Here is a 15,724-nt window from a genome sequence, read left to right on the forward strand (position 1 = left end):
TTTGGGTTATTTCTTCTTGCCCAGGCCCGGCAGGCCAGGGAAACGGGGAGCGCCGCCGAGACCGGGAAGGCCCGGACCGCCGGCGGATTTGAGAAGCTTATTGACGTCTGTGAGCAGCTTGTCGGTCATCGGCAGATCAGCCGAGGGCAGGCCTTTCAATTGCTCGGGATTGATGCCGGCCTGGCGCGCCAACTGTTCGAGCTGCTTGGGGTCCATCTTGGAGAGATCCGGCATGCCGCCGAGCATGCCGCCCATCTTTCCGCCGAACATGCCGGCAAGCGATCCCATGCCACCCTTACTCACCTTCTTCATCATATCCGCCATCTGGCGGTGCTGCTTGGCGAGCTTGTTGATTTCCGAGACTTCGACGCCGGCGCCCGCAGCGATACGCTTGCGGCGCGAGGCATTGAGCAGGTCAGGGTTGGCCCGCTCCTTCTTGGTCATGGAATTGATGATGGCGATCTGACGATCGAAGACCTTTTCGTCGACATTGGCGCCGGCCATGGCCTTTTTCAGCTGGCCCGCGCCGGGGAGCATGCCCATGAGGCCGCCCATGCCGCCCATCTTCTTCATCTGCAAAAGCTGGGCGCGCAGATCGTCGAGGTCGAACGAGCCCTTCTTGAGCTTGGCCGCCATCTTCTGGGCGTCTTCGGCCGTGACATGCTCGGCGGCCTTTTCGACGAGCGAAACGATGTCGCCCATGCCCAGAATCCGGTCGGCGATGCGCGCGGGATGGAAATCTTCCAGCGCATCCATCTTTTCGCCGACGCCGATCAGCTTGATCGGCTTGCCCGTGGCGGCGCGCATCGAGAGCGCTGCACCACCGCGGCCATCGCCATCGACGCGGGTCATGACGATGCCGGTGATATCGAGGCGCGTATCGAAGGAACGCGCGACGTTGATCGCGTCCTGGCCGGTCAAGGCGTCGACGACGAGCAGGATTTCATGCGGCCTGGCGATCTCCTTGATGGAGACCGTTTCGACCATCAGCTCTTCATCGATATGGGTGCGGCCGGCGGTATCGAGAATGAGAACGTCATAGCCACCGAGACGGCCCTCGCGCTCGGCGCGGCGGGCGATCTCGACAGGCGTTTCGGTGGTAACGATCGGCAGCGTATCGACGCCGACCTGTTCCCCGAGCACGCGCAGCTGCTCCATGGCGGCCGGGCGGCGGGTATCGAGGGAAGCGAGAAGAACTTTTTTCTTCTGGCGGTCCTTGAGGCGCTTGGCAATCTTGGCGGTAGTGGTCGTCTTGCCCGAACCCTGGAGACCAACCATGAGGAGGGTGACGGGGGCCGGGGCATTGAGATCGATGGTTACTGCATCGGAGCCCAGGACCTGGACCAGCTCGTCATTGACGATTTTTACAACTTGCTGGCCGGGGGTCACCGAGCGGGTGACTTCGGCGCCGACGGCACGTTCGCGCACCTGTTCGACAAAGGCGCGGACGACTTCGAGCGAAACGTCGGCCTCGATCAGCGCCCGGCGGATTTCGCGCATGGCCGCATCGACGTCCGCTGCGTTGAGCGCGCCGCGTCCACGAAGCCCATCGAAAATCTTGCCAAGCCGGTCGCTTAAGCTCTCAAACATATTTGGTCCTTGTCTCTTCGGGGCATCCGACGAGATATGGGGTCGAACAGGCAAACGCAAAACCCACCCGCGGGCGCAACGCGCTGGCGGATGTTGGCCTCCGGGATCGTGGCACCCGTTCGGGGTCCCGGTCGGCGGGTCAGGAGCAAAAGCCTGATGAACGGGTCGCGTTTAGGGGAGTTTTTCGCGTGAGTCAAGAAACGAGGCCCGTAATCACGGGCGACGCGCTGATGGAGAGCCTGCAAGCGCGGATCAACACCAGGCTGATTGGCATAGACGGTCTGCCGGTATCCGGAAAGTCGACCCTGGCCGATAGGCTCATAGAGAGCTTCGGAGCCGAATTGATCTATTTCGATGATTTCGTCCTGCCGCAGGAGCAGTGGCCAGATCCAATCGGGCCGGGATTTCCATTTCCCTATATGCGGCATGAAGCGTTTTTCGAAGCGGTCGAAACCTTGGCCCGATCCGGCGCTTGTCAATACCAGCTTTATGATTGGGGCAAAGGCGCGCTCGGTCCATGGAAAGAGGTTCCGCTCGGCGAGAGGCCGATCGTCGTCGAGGGTGTGTCGGCATTGGCTGAGCGTTTGGCGCCGTTTTATGACTTGAAGATCTGGGTCGACAGCGACGCAGCGACAACACTGCAGGCGTCGCTGGAGCGCGGAGTGGGAGACTGGGAGCAACAATGGCGCGAGCTCTTCATCCCAAGCGTCGAGCGCTACATCCAGACCAAACCCGCAGATCGCGCCGATACCATCGTTGCCGGACGCGGGGCTTAACCGGGGGCGGTACTGGCAATTCCGCACCACTTCCGCCATATAGAGCCCGAGACAAAAAGACAGGCACCGCTCGTGAGCAACGCACCCTTTCTCAAGATGAACGGGCTGGGCAACCAGATCATTGTCGCCGACATGCGCGGCCGGTCGGATCGGGTGACGCCAGACGCGGCGATTGCCATCAATGCGCGGGCCGAGACCAAGTTCGACCAGATCATGGCCATCCATGATTCAAGGACGCCCGGCACGGCCAACTATGTTGAGATCATCAATTCGGATGGCTCGCGGGCGCAGGCCTGCGGCAATGGCATGCGTTGTGTGGTGCAATTCCTCAGTGCCGAACAAGGGCGGCAGCGGTTTACCTTTGAGACGGTCGCGGGGATTCTTTTTGGCGAAGAAGCCGAAAGCGGGCTGATTACCGTCGATATGGGGACGCCCAAATTTGCCTGGTTCGATATTCCACTGGCCGAGGAATTTGCCGACACGCGGCAGATCGAACTGCAGATTGGGCCAATCGATGCGCCGGTGCTGCATTCGCCATCGGTGATGTCGATCGGCAATCCGCATGCGACCTTTTGGGTCAAGGACGATGTGTGGTCCTATGCGCTCGACCGGTTTGGGCCCATGCTCGAAAACCACCCGATCTTTCCCGAACGCGCCAATATCGGCATTGCCCAGGTGATCGAGCCGGACAAGATCGTCTTGCGCGTGTGGGAGCGTGGCGCGGGCTTGACCGAGGCCTGTGGCACGGCGGCCTGCGCGGCTGTGGTCAATGGCGCGCGGACCCGCCGGACGGACCGCAAGGCGACGGTGACGCTGCCGGGCGGCGATCTCGTCGTCGAGTGGCAGGCGGACGACCATGTGACCCTGACGGGACCAGCAGAACTGGAATGGCGCGGTGCGTTCGACCCGGCCACGGGCGCCTGGACACGCGCCGAGGCGGCCTGATGGCAGTTGAGACACTGACATTCGGGTGTCGATTGAACGCCTATGAAGGCGAGGTGATGAAGGCCGAGGCCGAAAAGGCCGGGCTCGACAATGCCATCATCATCAATACCTGCGCGGTGACCGAAGAGGCCGTCAAACAGGCTAAGCAGGCCGTGCGCAAGGCGCGGCGCGACAACCCGGCCGCCCGGATCATCGTCACCGGTTGCGCGGCGCAGACCGAGGCGCGCACCTTTGGCGACATGGACGAGGTCGATCTCGTCATCGGCAATGAGGATAAGCTCAAAGCCGAGAGCTATGAGCCCATGGTTTTTGGGCTGGCGCTGAACGACAAGGTTCAGGTCAACGACATCGGAAACGTGCGGGAAACCGCGGGGCATCTGATTGCCGGAATGGATCGGCGGACGCGGGCATTCGTCCAGGTGCAGAATGGCTGCGACCATCGCTGCACATTTTGCATCATTCCCTTTGGCCGCGGACCTTCGCGCTCGGTGCCGATGGGGCTGGTGGTCGAGCAGATCAAGACATTGGTCGGCAACGGGGTGCGGGAAGTCGTTCTGACGGGGGTGGACATTACCTCTTATGGTCCCGACCTGCCGGGGGCGCCGACGCTGGGCACACTGGTGCAGGCGATTTTGCGGCATGTGCCGGACCTGCCGCGGCTGAGGATTTCCTCGATCGATTCCATCGAGGCGGACGCGGCGCTTTATGAGGCCGTGGCCGATCCGCGGCTGATGCCGCATCTGCATCTGTCGCTGCAATCTGGCGATGATCTGATTTTGAAGCGCATGAAGCGGCGGCATCTGCGGGACGACGCGCTGGCGGTCGTCGAGAAACTGCGGACGATCCGGCCGGATATGGTGTTTGGGGCCGATATCATTGCCGGCTTTCCGACCGAGACCGAGGCGATGTTCGTAAATTCGCTGCGCTTTATCGGCGAGGCGGGGCTGACTTATATTCACGCCTTTCCCTATTCGCCGCGACCCGGCACGCCGGCGGCGCGCATGCCACAGGTGAGCAAGGCCACGGCCAAGGCGCGCGCGGGACTGTTGCGCGCCGAGGGCGAACGGCAATTTGCGGCGCTTTGCGCTACGCGGCTGGGCAGTACCGAAAATGTGCTCATGGAGCGCAATGGGCTTGGGCGCACCGAACAATTCGTGCCGGTCAGCGTTGCGTCTATGCAGCCCGGCGAACTCTCGGCCGTCAGGATCACCGGGCTTGGCCCATATGGCTTGATCGGCGAAAAGCTGCGGGCTGCGGCCTGAGGCGAAGGAAAACACACGAGCATGAGCGATAAAGTCTCCGGTTTCTTCAAGCGCTTGTTCGGCACCGAGCCGGTTCCCGCGCCCGCGCCGCCCGAAACCCGCCCGGAGGCGCCGGTGGAGCCGATTCCGCCCGTGCCGGAAACCGTGCTGCCCGCGCCGGAGCCGGAGCCGGAGGCCGTGGAAGCGCCGCATGTGCCGCTGCCGGGTCCTCCCGAGACCACGCTCGACTATGTGGAGGAGATCGAGGAGCGGGCAGCTGAGATCCAGGACAGCGTACCGATCATACCCGCGCCGGAAACGGCTGCACCCCGCGAGAGCTGGTTTTCGCGGCTGACGACGGGCCTAAAACGCTCTTCGGACAACCTGACCAATTCCATCACCTCGGTCTTTACTAAGCGAAAACTCGATGCGGCGACGCTCGACGAGCTGGAAGACGTGCTGATCCAGGCCGATCTCGGGCTCGAGACGGCCATGGCGATTACCGATACGCTGCGGCGTGACCGGTTCGACCGCGAGGTCTCGGGCAGCGATGTGCGCAATGTGCTGGCCGGTGAAGTCGAAAAGGTGCTGGGGCCCGTGGCGCGGCCGCTGACGATCGATATGGCGAAAAAGCCCTTTGTGATCCTGATGATCGGGGTCAATGGCTCGGGCAAGACGACGACTATCGGAAAGCTGGCGCAAAAGTTCGCAGGCGAAGGAAAATCGGTGATGCTGGCGGCGGGCGATACGTTCCGCGCGGCGGCGATCGAGCAATTGCAGGTCTGGGGTCAGCGGACCGGCGCGCCGGTTGTCGCGCGGCCCGCCGGCGCCGATGCGTCGGGGTTGGCGTTCGACGCCGTGACCCAGGCCAAAGCCGAGGGGCGCGATGTGCTCATTATTGATACCGCAGGGCGCCTGCAGAACCGCGACGAGCTGATGAACGAGCTCGAAAAGGTCATTCGCGTCATCAAGAAGGTCGAGCCGGAAGCGCCGCACGCGACCTTGCTCACGCTCGATGCGACGACGGGCCAGAACGCCATGAAGCAGGTCGAGATCTTTGGGCAGCGGGCCGGGGTGACGGGGCTGGTGATGACCAAACTCGACGGGACGGCGCGGGGTGGCATTCTCGTCGCCATTGCCCGCAAGTTCGGTCTGCCGGTGCATTTTATCGGCGTCGGCGAAGGGGTGGACGATCTCGAGCCGTTTGCGGCGCGCGATTTTGCCAGGGCCATTGCCGGACAGGACTGAGATTTCGGACAAAATCTGACCATGCTTAGAGCCTATTGCGCTTGCATCGCTGGGCCCGTGCCATCACATTGGCGGAGGACGCCATGGAACAACCAATGACCGAAAAAGCCGAAGCAGACGTCAATTGGGACGAGCTGCGCCCCCAGATCATCAAGCTGGCGCTCGAACTCGGGCCGCTCGTGGTCTTCTTCATCGTCAATGCCCGCGCCGATATTTTTGCCGCCACGGCCTGGTTCATGGGCGCGATGGCCGTGTCGCTGCTGTTGTCCTGGTTGATCCTCAAGAAGGTCGCCGTCATGCCGCTCGTGACCGGCGCCGTGGTGCTGGTGTTCGGCGGGCTGACGCTGTGGCTGCAGGACGACACGTTCATCAAGATCAAACCCACGATCACCAACGTGCTGTTCGGCTCGGTGCTGCTTGGCGGCTTGCTGTTCGGCCAATCGCTGCTGAAATATGTGTTCGGCGAGGTCTATCGTCTCAAGCCCGAAGGCTGGTGGCGGTTGACGCTCAACTGGGGCATCTTCTTTTTCGTGCTCGCCGTGATCAACGAGATCCTGTGGCGCAATTTTTCGACCGAGGTGTGGATCTCATTCAAGGTCTGGGGCGTGATGCCGCTGACGGTGCTGTTCTCGATGAGCCAGGTGCCGCTTCTCAGCAAATATGCGCCGGAGAACGAACCACCCTCCCCGCCTAATGTGGTTGTTGAGAGCTAGACTGATGAGCCCCCGCGCTAGCGGGGGTTTTTGTTTATGCCGTACATTTCCCTCCCATCGTCACCACCGGGCTTGTCCCGGTGGTCCATGCCTTGGAAAGATGGATTGCCGGGACAAGCCCGGCAATGACGGCAGACGGGAATGCAGAGCGGGCTAGGCGACCGCTGCAGCGACCGGCCCGAAAAGTCCGATCACCGCGCCTTGGATGACCAGCACGCCGAGAAGGTGCCCGCCGTCGATCGCGGTCAGCGACCATTTCATGCCTTCGTAGCGATGGTTCATGATCAGCGTTGTGATGACAAAGCCGAGCCAGCAGAGGAGGCCGGTGAGCGCGCCGGTGCCGAGGCTGACCGTGCCCATGAGGGCGGGCGTGAAGACGGCGAGAAAAAAGGCCATCACCAGCTCGACGGCGAAGGACCAGATGAAGGGCGTGAAGCCAACATTGAGCTCTTCGCGCGTCTTGCCCAGGGCGGTGAGCCATTGGCGCGACAGGCCCATGTACCAGATGGCGCCAAAGGCGAAGGCGGCGATTGTGGCGAGCAGGATCGCCAGCCAGTTAACGGCAGAAAACGACATGAAAATCCCCCAGACTGCGCACCATGCGCGGGGGTAGATTAGTGCTTCTGGGGCGTTGCCCACAATGTCATTCCCGCGGAAGCGGAATCTCTATCAAACAGAGGTCCCCGCTTTCGCGGGGATGACAGGGTGGCTAGTCGTCGGCCCGCGCTTCGATTTCTTCCATGTCTTCGTCGGAAAAGCCGAAGTGGTGGCCGAGCTCGTGGATGAGCACATGGGTGACAACTTCGCCGAGCGTGTTGTCGTCGTTTTCGGCCCAATAGTCGAGAATGGCGCGCCGATAGAGGAAGACCGTGTTGGGCATCTGCCCGGTCTGGGGCACCGCGCCATCTTCAGTAAGGCCGATGCCGGTAAAGAGACCCATGAGCTCGAAGGGGCTTTCCATGCCGAAATGGGCAAGGATGTCATCTTCGGCGAATTCGGCGACGGAACAGGTGACGTCTGCCGCGAGCGACTTGAACGGCTCGGGCAGTTCGGCCAGGGCCTTGCTCGCCAAAGCCTCGAAGTCATCGAGGGTCGGGGCGTAGCGGTCGGACCAGTCGAGTGGCGATGTGCTCATCGGAAGTGCCTCCATCCCATCGTCATCACCCGGTCATCCTCGGACTTGATCCGGGGACCGGGTGATCCATGCTTCAGCGCCAACCGAGATATGGATTGCCCGGTCAAGCCGGGCAATGACGGTGGTGTGGGAGTCAGTGCTTCCACTCGCGGATGTCGACAAAGTGGCCGGCAATGGCGGCGGCGGCGGCCATGGCGGGGGAGACGAGGTGGGTGCGGCCCTTGAAACCCTGGCGGCCCTCGAAATTGCGGTTCGAGGTCGAGGCGCAACGTTCTTCGGGCTTCAATTTGTCCGGGTTCATGGCGAGGCACATGGAGCAGCCTGGCTCGCGCCATTCAAAGCCGGCATTCTTGAAGACGACGTCGAGGCCTTCGGCTTCGGCCTGTTCCTTGACGAGGCCCGAACCTGGCACGACCATGGCCGAAACGTGCGAAGCGACCTTGCCATTGCCGATGGCGGCGGCGGCAGCGCGCAGATCCTCGATGCGGCCATTGGTGCACGAACCGATGAAGACCTTATCGAGCTTGATGTCGGTGATCTTGGTGCCGGGCTTGAGACCCATATAGTCGAGCGCACGCCACTTCGAGGCACGCTTGGTTTCATCCTGAATGTCATCAGGGTTGGGAACCACGCCCTGCACCGAGATGACATCCTCGGGCGAAGAGCCCCAGGAGACGATCGGAGGCAGCTTGGCGGCGTCGAGAATGACGATCTTATCGTAGTGGGCGCCCTCGTCGGTGTAGAGCGTCTTCCAATAGTCGAGGGCCATGTCCCAGGCGGCACCCTTGGGGGCACGCGGACGATCCTTGACATAGGCAAAGGTCTTTTCGTCAGGGGCGATAAGGCCGGCGCGGGCGCCGCCTTCAATGGTCATGTTGCAGACCGTCATGCGGCCTTCCATCGAGAGCGAGCGGATGGCTTCGCCGGCGAATTCGATGACGTGGCCATTGCCACCGGCCGTGCCGATTTCGCCGATGATGGCGAGGATGATGTCCTTGGCGGTGACGCCTGGCGGCAGCTGGCCATCGACACGCACCAGCATGTTCTTGGCCTTTTGCTGCAAGAGCGTTTGCGTGGCGAGCACGTGCTCGACTTCCGAGGTGCCGATGCCGTGGGCCAAGGCGCCGAAAGCGCCATGGGTCGAGGTGTGGGAGTCGCCGCAAACGATGGTCATGCCCGGCAGGGTGAAGCCCTGTTCCGGGCCGACGATGTGGACGATGCCCTGACGCTTGTCGAAAGCGTCATAATATTCGATGCCGAATTCGCGGGTGTTTTCAGCCAAAGCGGCGATCTGCGTCGCGCTTTCCGGATCCGGGTTTGGCAGCGAGCGGTCCGTGGTCGGCACGTTGTGGTCGACGACGGCCAAGGTGCGCTCGGGGTGACGGACCTTGCGGCCATTCATGCGCAGGCCCTCGAAAGCCTGTGGGCTCGTCACTTCGTGGACGAGGTGGCGGTCAATGTAGAGAAGGCTCGTGCCGTCGGGATTGTTCTGGACCAGATGGTCGTCCCAGATCTTGTCGTAAAGCGTGCGGGCCTTGGTCATTTGTCGTGTTCCGAGGGGCAAAGAAAGTTTGGATTGGTTCTAAGCCTGAACCGGCTTTTGGGTCAAGAACTACCGTACTCTTGGGTACGCCTTAGCCGAAATCAGTTTGCCGGCGCGTCGCGCAAGCGGCCGACGGCTAGGGCACCGAGAAGACTGGTATCGAGCCCAATGCGGTAGCGGCACCAGAGGGCAATGGCGACCTGGGCGAGGATGCGCGCGCCCATATTGACCGCGGCTGCGCCGACAATGCCCCAGATCGGGATCACAAGGATCTGAACGAAGAAACCGAGTCCCATGATGGTGCCGAAGACGGCAACATAGGCGCGCTCGTGGCCGGTCATCATCATGACGATTTTCGAGGGGCCAGTGACGGCGTCAAAGAGAAGGCCAAAGGCGAGAAGCAGCAGCACCAGCACGCCTTCGGCATAGGCGGGGCCGAAGAGCGACAGGATGGGCTCGCCGAAGAACAGGAACAGCGCAAAAATAACGAGCGAAAACAAGAAACCGGCCCAGGCGCAGAGGGCGGTGATCGCCTGGGCTTTTCGCATGGCGCCGGAATGATAGTGCTCGGCGACCATCGGGGCGATGACGAGCTCGATGGCGAAGGTGAAGAGCGTCATCAGGCCCGCGGTGCGGAAGGCATTGAAGTAGAGGCCGGAGCTTTCGAGATCGAGCATGAGGCCGACAAGGATGACGTCGGCGTTGAGCGTAAAAGTTTCGATGAGCGCGCCGAGCAGGAGCCAACGGCTGAGCTTGCCCCAGCGCCGCCAATGGCCCCGCATGGGCGCTAGGCGGGGCAGGATGGCATAGTGCCGGCGTTGGGCGACGCTCGTCTGCATGATAAGCGCGCCGATGAGCAGCGCGGCCGAAAGGGTCAGGGCATCGGGGCCACTGAGGACGACGCCGACCGCAAAGAGCGCCATGACGGCAAGCGGCAGCGCGAGGCGCCAGACGATGTCGCGCGGGAGGAGCGCGGTCCAGAGCGAGCCCTGGGCCCGCAGAACCGAGGAATTGTATTCGGCCAGCGCCATGGGAAGGATGAGGAAAGCGGCGCCGATGAAATGGTTGATGGTTTCGCGCGGCGGCAGGAAGGGAATGCTGGCAAAGGCGATGATGCTCAGCAGCGCGGCGAGGACGAGACTGGCGCCAATGGTGATGGCGGAGCCGGCTGCAACGACGGCTTCGGCGTCGGATTTTTCGCCCTGCGCCTGCAATTGCGGCCAGAGGCGGAGGACGGCGGTCGACTGGCCCATGCCGGCGAGAATGGCCAGAAGCGTCGCGAGCGCGAGGCCAAACGCGAAATGGCCATATTCACTCGCGGTCTGGGTGCGCGAGAGGACGACATAGGTGATGTAGGTGAGCCCGGCAGTCGCGACCTTGATGCCGAGCGAGCCCACCGAGCGCAACAGCCCGGAGGACAATAAGGCAGAAAGATCGGATGGGATGGCCAGCCGCACGAAAGTTTCCTCGCGCCGGGTCGATCACCGGCGGGCAGGAGTGTGCCAGAGGGCCGTCAAGAAGGGGTTACCGATGGGGTCGAGATTTTTAAGGCGAGCTGCCGGTTTAGAGATAGGCGTCACCACCGGGCTTGTCCCGGTGGTCCATGCCGCCTCGAGATGGATTGCCCGGACAAGCCGGGCAATGATGGTAACTGAGGTATTGGGGGCGTAGAGGCAAAGCACCTTGCCGCGAGGCGACAAGGATCAGTGCCTAAAGTGCCGCATCCCGGTCATCACCATGGCAATTCCGGCCGCATCGGCGGCGGCGATCACTTCGTCGTCGCGCATGGAGCCGCCGGGCTGGATGACAGCGGTGGCGCCGGCGGCGACGAGGGCTTCGAGGCCATCGGCGAAGGGGAAGAAGGCGTCGGAGGCGACGACCGAGCCTTGGGTCAAAGCGCCTTCAAGGCCGGCAGCTTCGGCGGCGTCGATCGACTTGCGATGGGCGACGCGGGCGGAATCGACGCGGCTCATCTGGCCGGCGCCGATGCCGGCGGTGGCGCCGTCCTTCACATAGACGATGGCATTGGACTTGACGTGCTTTGCCACTTTCGCAGCGAGCTTGAGGTCGGCCAGTTCAGCATCGGTCGGGGCGCGCTTGGTAACGACCTTCAGGTCGCAATCATCGACATTCTGATTGTCGCGGCTCTGGACGAGGAGGCCACCGGCGACCGACTTAACCTGCAGGCCTGCGGCTTTGGCATCGGCGAGGCCGCCGGTGAGAAGGAGCCGCAGGTTCTTTTTGGCGGCGATGATGGCCTGGGCTTCCTGTGTGGCGGAGGGGGCGACGATGACTTCGGTGAAAACCTTGACGATTTCGGTCGCCGTTTCAGCGTCGATCTCGCGGTTTGTCGCGACAATGCCACCAAAGGCCGAGACCGGATCGGTGCGGAGGGCCTTTTTGTAGGCTTCGACGAGGGTGCTGCCGGTGGCGACGCCGCAGGGATTGGCGTGCTTGATGATGGCGACAGCGGCGGTTTCGGCGGGGTCGAATTCGGAGACGAGTTCGAACGCGGCGTCGGTGTCGTTGATATTGTTGTAGGAAAGCGTCTTGCCCTGGACCTGCGAAGCGGTGGCAACGCCGGGGCGGTTTTCGCCGGTCGAATAGAAGGCCGCCCATTGGTGCGGGTTTTCGCCATAGCGCATGACTTCGCGCAGCGTGCCAGCAAAGCTGCGATAGTTCACGTCGGCAAAGTCGATCTCCTTGGCGAACCAGGCGGAGATGGCGCTGTCATAGGCGGCGGTGCGGGCATAGGCTTTTGCCGCAAGCTTCTGGCGCAGTTCGTAGGGAATGCCGCCATTGCGGATGGCATCCAAGATGGCGGGATAGTCGGCGGGGTCGACGACGACCGTCACATAGGCATGGTTTTTGGCTGCGGAGCGGACCATGGCGGGGCCGCCGATATCGATGTTTTCGATGATCTCGTCGTAGGAGGCGCCGGAGGCAACGGTCTTTTCGAAGGGGTACAAATTCACGGCGACGAGGTCGATGGGGCCGATCTCGTGCTCGTCCATCGAGGACTTGTGCTCGGGATTGTCACGCACCGAGAGGAGGCCGCCGTGCACCTTGGGATGGAGCGTCTTGACGCGGCCATCCATCATCTCGGGAAAGCCGGTGAGGTCGGAGATTTCGCGCACCCGGAGGCCGGTTTCGCTGATGAGCTTGTGGGTGCCGCCCGTCGACACCAGTTCGACGCCCGCCTCGGAAAGCCCGCGAGCGAAATCCGCCATGCCCGATTTATCGAATACCGAAAGCAGTGCCCGCCCGACCGTGACCGTCTTGCCCATGAGATGATGTCCGCATTGGAGGAGAGATTTCGCGGCTCCGCTAGCACGAACGGGGCGCGGAGTCCAAGCTCAACCGTGTTCGCGGGTCAGGATCCAGCCCACTTCGAGGCCGAGCGCGAGGTCGGCCTCGAGCACGAGCTGGATGGTACGGTGAAAGCCGAGATAGGCGGATTGGCGGACGCTGTCGTCCTGGCGGAGCGTCGCGCCCTCCCAGAGAAAACTCCAGACCTCGCCATTGGGCAGTGTTAGCCGGCGCATGCCTTCGCCGACCGGAGCTTGGACCGAAATGCCCGGGGCGAGATGAAAGCGGATGGAAAGGTGGCCGTTGGGGGTGCCAGTCGCGACCAGGCGGTCCTGCCCCACAAGGGTAGTGCCGTCGCCGAGGAGCGTCAGACGCCGCTCGATTTCGGCGCCGAAACGATCGGCGTAACCGATGGAGCCGACGGTAAGCGTATGTTCGGAGGGCACGAGTTCCATATCGGGAACGGAGATCTGTTTGGCCTTGCGGCCCTTAACTGGAGCGGAAGCGTCTTCGTCGTCGATGGTGGGCGAAGAATGGGCAATGGCCTGGCGGAAGAGGTCGCGCGTTTCCGGCATGTCGGAGGGCGCTGGGCCGCAGGAGCCGAGGATCAGTTCGCTACCGAAGGAAAATTCGAAGGCCAGCGCCCCGGCATGGACCTCGGCATCGTAGCCGGGCGGGGGGCGCAGGCCGGAGTCGGCGATGACGACGGCGCGGCCGCTGCGCAGGATGCCGTATCCGCCTAGAATCCGCGAGCGGCGCTGGGGCGTCGGCCCATTGGCCTGGACAGCGACGAGGATGTCGTGGGGTACCTGTCCGCAGCCGTTGAAATAGGCCGGCTCGCCGCTCGAAAGGGTAACGGCGTCGAGCGCTTCGTGCATGCGGTCGATGCGATGGGACAGGGCGACGAAAGTGGGGCTGCCGTAGCGATTGGCGGCCTGGCGGAGGCTCGCGAGTTCGACGAGCAAATTGAGCTGGATGCGCGGGTTGCGGCTCTTGTGGAGGCCTTCGTCATCGAGCTGTTCGGCAAGGATGGCATCGAGCTGAACGAGGCGCTGCTCGATATTGGCGGTTTCCTGCGGCTCGCACAGTTCGGCGCCCAGAACGCCCATAGCGGCAAAGAGCCTATCCACGGGATCGGTAGCGAGGCGCCCGCGGACCTTGAGGCTTTGAACCTGCGTGCCGAGGCTGCGCTGAATGGTCTTGGCCTGGTCGGCCGTTGCGCCATTGAGCAGGAGCGGCAGGTGTCGGAGCCAATTGAGGACGCGCTGACCGGTAAGGGGCAGAGACCAGCTTTCCGGATCGAATTTTCCTTCGCGTCCTATCCAATCGAGAACAAGAGTGCGGGCAAAGAGCTTTTCGCCTGGATCGCGGACCTCGCGAAAATGCCGGAGCCAGGAAAAGCTCTGGAGATTGTTCCACCAATCGGGGAAATCGACATCAACCGAAAAAGGCGAGGTGCCGCCGGTTTCGATGAGCTTTGAGGCGAGCAGGTAGCGGCCCGACATCATGTCGCGTACGGCATCGCGATCGGCGGGGCGGAAATCGGGAAGTTCGCCCTTATAGCCCTGCTCGGCTAGACCCTGCCAAGTCCAGCGGCTGACGGGCATGGTGACGATGGCATCGGCGAGGCGCGATCCGAGGCGCCGGGCAGTCGATCCGATCTGCCCGCTCACCTCTTGCCTCCGCGCCGGAATTCAACAGAGGCAGTTCTACCACTGCCCTCAAAACACACCGGAAAATGATCCTAAAAGACGCGGCACCAACCGCAACGATGACCAAGCGTCTAGAGAACTTGCCCTGATTTGCCCAGCGCGCCACACAAATCGCTTGGGAAAACCACAAGGGTATCCAGATTTAGCCGTTGCGTTGGAAACGCGCTACAAAGAAACCATCCATGCCGCGGGCAACGCCGCCGGGCATCATCGAGGGCAGGGCACGCACGTGACCCTGCTCGGTGACGGCGGTTTCAAGGCCCGTCAATTCGCCGGGGATGACCGGAGCGGGCGCGAGATCGGCAAAGGTGCCGGCGATCCAGGCGGCCATGTCCTCGCCCTCTTCGGGCTCGAGCGAACAGACGCAATAGATGAGACTGCCGCCGGGGGCGAGTTGCCTCAAAGCCTGGGTGACGATCTGGCGCTGGAGGCGGACGCGGCCGGCGATATCGGCGGCGCTCCTGTGCCAGAGGACTTCCGGGTGACGCCGGAAGGTGCCCGTCGCCGAACAGGGCGCGTCGATCAGGACGCCATCGAATGCGATCTGCGCTTGAAATGCGGTGGCGTCGGCTTCGAGGACGGCCGGGGCATAGCCGAGGCGGGTCATGTTCTGCCTGAGGCGCTCGAGGCGAGCGGCATCGCTGTCGAGTGCGGTGACGTCGTAACCGGCCTTGACGAGTTGAGCAGTCTTGCCGCCCGGTGCGGCGCACAGATCGAGCACGCGGCCACCGGGCTTGGCGCGGAGAAGCCGGGCGGGCAGGGCCGAGGAGACATCCTGCACCCACCAGCGGCCTTCGGCATAGAAGGGCAGGGCATCGACGGGCCGATCGCGCGTTTCGACGCGCACGGAATCCCCGATCAGCTTCTCGGCACCGAGCGCTTCAAGCAGAGCCGGGTCGTTGTCCTTGAGCGTCAGATCGAGCGGCGCGCCATCGATCAGGGCGGAGGCGAAAGCGGCGACGGCATCCTTGCCATAGGCATCCTGCCATTTGGCTTCGAGCGCAGGCGGCAGGAGATATTCGTCTTCAAGAAGACCATAGCGGGCCGAATTGGCCTGTGCGCTGCGCAAGACTGCATTCATCAGGCCGGCGAGATGGCGGGCCTTGTTGTCGCGCTTGACCGCTTCGACCGCGAGGAACAGGGCGCTGTGGGCGCCGAGATCGGGCAGAAACACGAGCTGGGCGAGGGAGAGACGCAGGATCGCTTCAAAGGTCCCGGACTTGGCAGGCATGCCTTTTTCCAGCAGCTCGGCGATGATGGCATCGAGCTGGCCATGGCGGCGAAGGGCCGTGGTGATCAAGCGGTTGGCCAGCGAGCGGTCTCGTCCATCGGGCAGGTCCGCCGCCGAAAGGGGCACAAAATGCTCACCGCCCAGAACGGCGTGCAGCCTCTGGGCGGCAATGAGACGGAGTTTGAGACCGGCAGGGTCAGGCTTCTTGCTCAATCGGCACCTCTATGCGCGTCGCCGAACGGAAAACCGGCACCCAATTTTCCCCGCGTCGCGGTTCTGCG

The 15,724-nt window shown here is 62.9% G+C and carries 13 protein-coding genes; 5 read left to right on the forward strand and 8 right to left on the reverse strand.

Annotated features, from left to right (window positions below; genetic code table 11):
* Positions 1–6: 6 nt before the first annotated feature.
* Positions 7–1,590: a signal recognition particle protein gene (gene ffh, locus VW35_RS10445; RefSeq protein ID WP_046142966.1), complete on the reverse strand. Its 1,584-nt coding sequence runs from the start codon at positions 1,588–1,590 to the stop codon at positions 7–9.
* A 188-nt stretch (positions 1,591–1,778) separates the two neighbouring features.
* Between ffh and VW35_RS20590 the strand changes: the two genes are divergently transcribed.
* The 5 genes from VW35_RS20590 (at position 1,779) to VW35_RS10470 (ending at position 6,513) form a co-directional block, all read left to right on the forward strand.
* Positions 1,779–2,366 (forward strand): uridine kinase family protein, encoded by a 588-nt coding sequence (locus VW35_RS20590; RefSeq protein ID WP_152662553.1) that lies wholly within the window; start codon positions 1,779–1,781, stop codon positions 2,364–2,366.
* Positions 2,367–2,462: 96 nt separating this feature from the next.
* Positions 2,463–3,311: a diaminopimelate epimerase gene (dapF, locus tag VW35_RS10455; RefSeq protein WP_046142967.1), complete on the forward strand. Its 849-nt coding sequence runs from the start codon at positions 2,463–2,465 to the stop codon at positions 3,309–3,311.
* On the forward strand, positions 3,311–4,573 hold the full coding sequence (gene mtaB, locus VW35_RS10460) for a tRNA (N(6)-L-threonylcarbamoyladenosine(37)-C(2))-methylthiotransferase MtaB (RefSeq protein WP_046142968.1): 1,263 nt from the start codon (positions 3,311–3,313) through the stop codon (positions 4,571–4,573). The genes dapF and mtaB overlap by 1 nt, the downstream gene beginning before the upstream one ends.
* 21 nt (positions 4,574–4,594) lie before the next feature.
* Positions 4,595–5,800 (forward strand): signal recognition particle-docking protein FtsY, encoded by a 1,206-nt coding sequence (gene ftsY / locus VW35_RS10465; RefSeq protein WP_046142969.1) that lies wholly within the window; start codon positions 4,595–4,597, stop codon positions 5,798–5,800.
* Positions 5,801–5,883: 83 nt separating this feature from the next.
* A complete protein-coding gene (locus VW35_RS10470) occupies positions 5,884–6,513 on the forward strand; it encodes a septation protein A (RefSeq protein ID WP_046142970.1) in 630 nt (209 codons plus the stop codon).
* A gap of 153 nt (positions 6,514–6,666) precedes the next feature.
* Here the strand turns inward: VW35_RS10470 and VW35_RS10475 are convergent, their stop codons facing one another.
* The 7 genes from VW35_RS10475 to VW35_RS10505 all read right to left on the reverse strand — a co-directional run bounded on the left by VW35_RS10475 (position 6,667) and on the right by VW35_RS10505 (position 15,656).
* Positions 6,667–7,089, reverse strand: coding sequence for a DUF1761 domain-containing protein (locus VW35_RS10475; protein ID WP_046142971.1), 423 nt, complete (start codon positions 7,087–7,089; stop codon positions 6,667–6,669).
* 133 nt (positions 7,090–7,222) lie between these two features.
* Positions 7,223–7,648: a metallopeptidase family protein gene (locus VW35_RS10480; RefSeq protein WP_152662554.1), complete on the reverse strand. Its 426-nt coding sequence runs from the start codon at positions 7,646–7,648 to the stop codon at positions 7,223–7,225.
* 133 nt (positions 7,649–7,781) lie between these two features.
* Positions 7,782–9,191, reverse strand: a complete 1,410-nt coding sequence (gene leuC / locus VW35_RS10485) for a 3-isopropylmalate dehydratase large subunit (RefSeq protein WP_046142973.1) — start codon at positions 9,189–9,191, stop codon at positions 7,782–7,784.
* A gap of 101 nt (positions 9,192–9,292) precedes the next feature.
* Complete coding sequence (locus VW35_RS10490; RefSeq protein WP_046142974.1) at positions 9,293–10,648, reverse strand: oligosaccharide flippase family protein; 1,356 nt, start codon at positions 10,646–10,648, stop codon at positions 9,293–9,295.
* Positions 10,649–10,894: 246 nt separating this feature from the next.
* Positions 10,895–12,478, reverse strand: a complete 1,584-nt coding sequence (gene purH, locus VW35_RS10495; protein WP_046142975.1) for a bifunctional phosphoribosylaminoimidazolecarboxamide formyltransferase/IMP cyclohydrolase — start codon at positions 12,476–12,478, stop codon at positions 10,895–10,897.
* A 69-nt stretch (positions 12,479–12,547) separates the two neighbouring features.
* Positions 12,548–14,173 (reverse strand): heparinase II/III family protein, encoded by a 1,626-nt coding sequence (locus VW35_RS10500; protein WP_046142976.1) that lies wholly within the window; start codon positions 14,171–14,173, stop codon positions 12,548–12,550.
* Positions 14,174–14,354: 181 nt separating this feature from the next.
* Positions 14,355–15,656 carry an RsmB/NOP family class I SAM-dependent RNA methyltransferase gene (locus VW35_RS10505; protein ID WP_046142977.1) on the reverse strand — a complete coding sequence of 434 codons (1,302 nt, stop codon included), beginning with the start codon at positions 15,654–15,656 and terminating at the stop codon, positions 14,355–14,357.
* Positions 15,657–15,724: the final 68 nt, after the last annotated feature.

This window comes from Devosia soli, assembly GCF_000970455.1.
Taxonomy (GTDB): Bacteria; Pseudomonadota; Alphaproteobacteria; order Rhizobiales; family Devosiaceae; genus Devosia; species Devosia soli.

Coding starts and splice junctions, on each gene's coding strand:
- ffh (WP_046142966.1), bottom strand. CDS start 1,590: ATGTTTGAGAGCTTAAGCGACCGGCTTGGCAAGATTTTCGATGGGCTT.
- dapF (WP_046142967.1), top strand. CDS start 2,463: ATGAACGGGCTGGGCAACCAGATCATTGTCGCCGACATGCGCGGCCGG.
- mtaB (WP_046142968.1), top strand. CDS start 3,311: ATGGCAGTTGAGACACTGACATTCGGGTGTCGATTGAACGCCTATGAA.
- ftsY (WP_046142969.1), top strand. CDS start 4,595: ATGAGCGATAAAGTCTCCGGTTTCTTCAAGCGCTTGTTCGGCACCGAG.
- VW35_RS10470 (WP_046142970.1), top strand. CDS start 5,884: ATGGAACAACCAATGACCGAAAAAGCCGAAGCAGACGTCAATTGGGAC.
- VW35_RS10475 (WP_046142971.1), bottom strand. CDS start 7,089: ATGTCGTTTTCTGCCGTTAACTGGCTGGCGATCCTGCTCGCCACAATC.
- VW35_RS10480 (WP_152662554.1), bottom strand. CDS start 7,648: ATGAGCACATCGCCACTCGACTGGTCCGACCGCTACGCCCCGACCCTC.
- leuC (WP_046142973.1), bottom strand. CDS start 9,191: ATGACCAAGGCCCGCACGCTTTACGACAAGATCTGGGACGACCATCTG.
- purH (WP_046142975.1), bottom strand. CDS start 12,478: ATGGGCAAGACGGTCACGGTCGGGCGGGCACTGCTTTCGGTATTCGAT.